Source organism: Frateuria sp., from assembly GCF_013362045.1.
GTDB lineage: Bacteria > Pseudomonadota > Gammaproteobacteria > Xanthomonadales > Rhodanobacteraceae > Frateuria_A.
Genome location: NZ_JABFWW010000308.1, coordinates 1 through 4,106, shown reverse-complemented (window position 1 = coordinate 4,106; position 4,106 = coordinate 1). Strand labels below are relative to the sequence as shown.

The following is a 4,106-nucleotide window of genomic DNA, read 5'->3' as shown; positions in this document are numbered from 1 at the left end:
GGCGCACTGGCTCCCATGCTCGCCAAGCCCACGGAGCAGAAGGATGCGCCGCTGGATGTCGCCCCGCTGGCCGGCTTCCCGGCCGCACCGCTGGCCACTCCCGCCGGCCCCAGCGCCACGCTTCCCGCGCACGTTCTCGATATCGCCAGCCCCGCCGGCACGCCCGCCTTCGCCCAGGAGCTGGGCCAGCAGATCGCGTGGCTCGGTTCGCAGGACATCAAGCAGGCGCGCATCCGCCTGCACCCGGAAGACCTGGGCACGCTGGACGTCAAGGTCAGCATCAACCACGACCGCGTCGACGTGAGCTTCGCCGCGCAGCACCCGGCCGCCGTCCATGCATTGCAACAGACCCTGCCGCAGCTGGACACGCTGTTGGCCCACCATGGCCTGGCACTCGGCCAGGCGGACGTGGGACAGCGCCAGCAGCAGGGCGAGGCCGCGCGCAGCGGCGAGGCGGCCGGGGCGATCGGCGAGGTCGAGGCCGAACCGGCCGTGATGGCGAGCGCGCCGGTGGCGGCGCTCGGGATGCTCGATACGTTCGCCTGAGAGGCTCGACCCTTCGGCTTCCGCGCATGGCGCCGCAATCGAAGGGTCCGCTTCAGCCGCACAACCCGATCTCTCAATGCGAGAGGGTGCCGGCGCGCGGGTGAGGGGCCGGCGCAGCGGCATTCCGAACCCTCACTCCGGCCCCTATCCCGAGGCGAGAGGGCTTGAAGCCCAGCCATCCCTGCCGTCGCGCCGAGCACAGGCACACCGCGCCGAAGCCGAAGCGCCTGCCGTGCCCTCGCCGCCAGCTTCCAGACGCCCGTCGTGATCGCGACGCGCCCGGTCCCCGCCACGCGTCAAGAAAGCGCCGTGCCGGCCGCAAACCTAGCCGGAGCAAGGCCCCTGGTTGTGGCATGCGGCTTGCTACATGGGCTTGCAAGGCAGTGCCCTGCGCTGCGAGAGACAACGGATCGAGGTAACGCATGGCGAGTACGGAAGAAGAAGTGGCGGCACCCGCGGCGCAGCAGAAGCGCCGTTCCCCGCTGGTGATCGGCCTGGCCGTGGCGCTGCTGGCGGTATCGGGCGTGTGCGCCTATGCGCTGACCGCGCTGCACGGAAACGACAAGGCGCCGGCGGTTGCCGGCAAGGACAGTGGCAACGCCAAGCCCGCCAAGGCGCAACCGGAATTCTTCCTGCCGCTCGATCCCGCCTTCGTGGTCAATTTCCGCGACGACCAGGCGATGCGCTACCTGCAGGTGGGCGTGACCCTGATGTCGCACGACCAGGCCGCGCTGGACACCGTCAAGAGCGTCGACCCGGTCGTGCGCAATGCGCTGGTCATGCTGCTCAGCCGCCAGGACTACACCATCCTCAGCGACCCCGCCGGCAAGCAGAAGCTGCAGGCCGACGCGCTGGCGGCCGTGCGCAAGATCGTCGAGGCGCGCACCGGCAAGCCAGGCATCGATGCGCTGTACTTCACCAGCTTCGTGATGCAGTGAGGCCCCCGCGCCCATGAGCGACCTTCTCTCCCAGGACGAAATCGACGCGCTGCTGGACGGCGTCGAAGGCGGTGCGGTCGCCACCGGCGAGGACGAGCCGCTGCCCGTCGACGCGGTGCAGGCCTACGACTTCACCCAGCAGGACCGCATCGTGCGCGGCCGCCTGCCGACGCTGGAGATGGTCAACGACCGCTTCGCGCGCTTCTTCCGGCTGGGCGTGTTCAACGTGCTGCGCAAGAGCTGCGAGGTGTCGGTGCTGGGCGTGAAGATGGTCAAGTTCGCCGAGTACGTGCACAGCCTGGCCGTGCCGAGCAACTTGAACCTGGTGAAGATCAAGCCGCTGCGCGGCACCGCGCTGGTGGTGTTCGAGCCGCGGCTGGTGTTCACCGTGATCGACAATTTCTTCGGCGGCGACGGCCGCTTCCACGCGCGCATCGAGGGCCGCGACTTCAGCGCGATCGAGAACCGCGTGATCCAGATCATGCTGACCGAGTTGTTCGGCGCCATGACCGAGGCGTGGAGCCCGGTGCTGCCGCTGGAGTTCGAGTACCTCAATTCCGAGATCAACCCGCAGTTCGCGAATATCGTCAGCCCCACGGAAACCGTCGTGGTGTCGCGCTTCCACGTCGAGCTCGACGGCGGCGGCGGCGAGATCCACCTGACCTTGCCCTACGCGATGGTCGAGCCGATCCGCACGCTGCTGGACGCCGGCGTGCAGAGCGACCTGGCCGACCGCGACGACCGCTTCATCGAGCACCTGCAGGAAGAAGTGCTCGACGCCGAGGTCGAGCTCAGCTCGCTGTTGCTGGAAGCCCAGCTGTCGATCGGCGATTTCCTGGGCCTGCGTCCGGGTGACGTGATCCCGGTGGTGCTGCCCGAGCTTTGCACCGTCTTTGCCGAGGACGTGCCGGTGTTCCGCGGCCGCTACGGCCAGGCCAATGGCCACACGGCGGTCCAGTTCCAGGCCCATGTCGGCCGCCGCGAGATGCGCGCGTCCGGCGAGTTCACAGAGAAGAAAAGCGCATGACTCCCAACGACGCCGCGGTCGCCGACCGCATCGAATCCGACGCCGTGGCCGGCTTTGCCGTCGACTCCGGCGACGTCAACCTGGACATGATCCTCGACGTGCCGGTGAACCTGGCCATGGAGGTCGGCCGCACCCGCATCAGCATCCGCAACCTGCTGCAGCTCAACCAGGGCTCGGTGGTGGAGCTGGACCGCGCGGCCGGCGAACCGCTGGACGTGTTCGTCAACGGCACCCTGGTCGCGCACGGCGAAGTGGTGGTGATCAACGAGAAGTTCGGCATTCGCCTGACCGACGTGGTCAGCCCGGCCGAGCGCGTGCGCAAGCTGCGTTGATCCCATGCTGGCCTTGATCCTGGCCGCGCCTGCTGCCGCCGCCGAGGTCGACGTCGGCGGCGAGCTGCTGCGCGTGCTGCTCAGCCTCGCCGCGGTGATCGCGCTGATCTTCGTGGCCGGCTGGACGAGCCGCCGCCTGCAGGCACGCAGCCTGCCCGGCGGGCGACGCATCCGTTGCGTGGAAACCTTCGCCGTGGGCGCACGCGAACGCGTGCTGCTGCTCGACGCCGACGGCAAGCGCCTGCTCATCGGCGTAGGCCAGGGCGGCCTGCGCACCCTGCACGTGTACGAGGGCGCCGCCCCAGCCGATGCCGCCCCGCCGCAGGATGCACCGCCGGTCCCGAATTTCGCGCAACTGTTGTCGCGCTGGAAACGCAACCCGTGAACCTCCGCGCGATCCCCTGCAGGCGGTTGCTGCTCGCCCTTGCGCTGATGCTGCTGCCGCTGTTCGCCTTCGCCGCCCCGCAGGCGGCATCCGCGCCGGCCGCGCCTGCGCTGACGATGCCGGCCAGTCCGACGATGCCGGGCGGCATCCCGGTGCTTACCGTGCACGACGCGCCCGGCGGCGCGAAGAACTGGACGCTGTCGCTGCAACTGCTGGGCCTGATGACGGTCCTCACGCTGCTGCCGGCGATCCTGCTGATGATGACCTCGTTCACCCGGATCATCATCGTGCTGGGCTTCCTGCGCCAGGCGCTGGGCACGCAGTCGACGCCGCCCAACCAGGTGCTGCTGGGGCTGGCGCTGTTCCTCACGCTGTTCGTGATGGGCCCGGTGTTCAACAAGGCCTACGGCGACGGCGTGAAGCCCTATATGGATGGCCAGCTGACCGCCGAGCAGGCGCTGCCCGCGGCAAGCGCCCCGTTCAAGCGCTTCATGCTCGACCAGACGCGCGACGCCGACCTGCAGCTGTTCACCCGGCTGGCCAAGGAGAAGCCCTACGCCAGCAAGGACGACGTGCCCTTCCGCGTGGCGATGCCCGCGTTCCTCACCTCGGAGCTCAAGACCGCGTTCCAGATGGGCTTCCTGCTGTTCATCCCGTTCCTGATCATCGACCTGGTGGTGGCGAGCGTGCTGATGTCGATGGGCATGATGATGGTCTCGCCGATGATCATCTCGCTGCCCTTCAAGATCATGCTGTTCGTGCTGGTGGACGGCTGGGCGCTGCTGGTCGGCACGCTGGCGGGGAGTTTCTACACATGAGCGGCAGGCGCGCCTCAGCCCACCAGCTCCCTCTCCCCCGGCCCCTGCCGGGGGAGAGGG

The 4,106-nt window shown here is 68.9% G+C and carries 6 protein-coding genes; all 6 read left to right on the top strand.

Annotated features, from left to right (window positions below; genetic code table 11):
• Positions 1-546 (top strand): flagellar hook-length control protein FliK (locus tag HOQ08_RS14790; RefSeq protein ID WP_291196573.1); only part of this gene is annotated, 546 nt, incomplete at its 5' end.
• Between the two features lie 422 nt (positions 547-968).
• On the top strand, positions 969-1,484 hold the full coding sequence (locus HOQ08_RS14785; RefSeq protein WP_291196570.1) for a flagellar basal body-associated FliL family protein: 516 nt from the start codon (positions 969-971) through the stop codon (positions 1,482-1,484).
• A gap of 13 nt (positions 1,485-1,497) precedes the next feature.
• Positions 1,498-2,511: a flagellar motor switch protein FliM gene (fliM, locus tag HOQ08_RS14780; protein ID WP_291196567.1), complete on the top strand. Its 1,014-nt coding sequence runs from the start codon at positions 1,498-1,500 to the stop codon at positions 2,509-2,511.
• Positions 2,508-2,843 (top strand): flagellar motor switch protein FliN, encoded by a 336-nt coding sequence (fliN, locus tag HOQ08_RS14775; RefSeq protein ID WP_291196564.1) that lies wholly within the window; start codon positions 2,508-2,510, stop codon positions 2,841-2,843. The genes fliM and fliN overlap by 4 nt, the downstream gene beginning before the upstream one ends.
• Before the next feature lie 4 nt (positions 2,844-2,847).
• The gene (gene fliO / locus HOQ08_RS14770; protein WP_291196562.1) at positions 2,848-3,228 is read left to right on the top strand and encodes a flagellar biosynthetic protein FliO; all 381 of its coding nucleotides are present in this window, start codon (positions 2,848-2,850) and stop codon (positions 3,226-3,228) included.
• A 47-nt stretch (positions 3,229-3,275) separates the two neighbouring features.
• Positions 3,276-4,046, top strand: a complete 771-nt coding sequence (gene fliP / locus HOQ08_RS14765; protein ID WP_291196575.1) for a flagellar type III secretion system pore protein FliP — start codon at positions 3,276-3,278, stop codon at positions 4,044-4,046.
• The last annotated feature ends 60 nt before the right edge of the window (positions 4,047-4,106 follow it).

Excerpts from the sequence above, each read along its gene's own strand:
- HOQ08_RS14785 (WP_291196570.1), top strand. The coding sequence starts at position 969 with ATGGCGAGTACGGAAGAAGAAGTGGCGGCACCCGCGGCGCAGCAGAAG.
- fliM (WP_291196567.1), top strand. The coding sequence starts at position 1,498 with ATGAGCGACCTTCTCTCCCAGGACGAAATCGACGCGCTGCTGGACGGC.
- fliN (WP_291196564.1), top strand. The coding sequence starts at position 2,508 with ATGACTCCCAACGACGCCGCGGTCGCCGACCGCATCGAATCCGACGCC.
- fliO (WP_291196562.1), top strand. The coding sequence starts at position 2,848 with ATGCTGGCCTTGATCCTGGCCGCGCCTGCTGCCGCCGCCGAGGTCGAC.
- fliP (WP_291196575.1), top strand. The coding sequence starts at position 3,276 with ATGCTGCTGCCGCTGTTCGCCTTCGCCGCCCCGCAGGCGGCATCCGCG.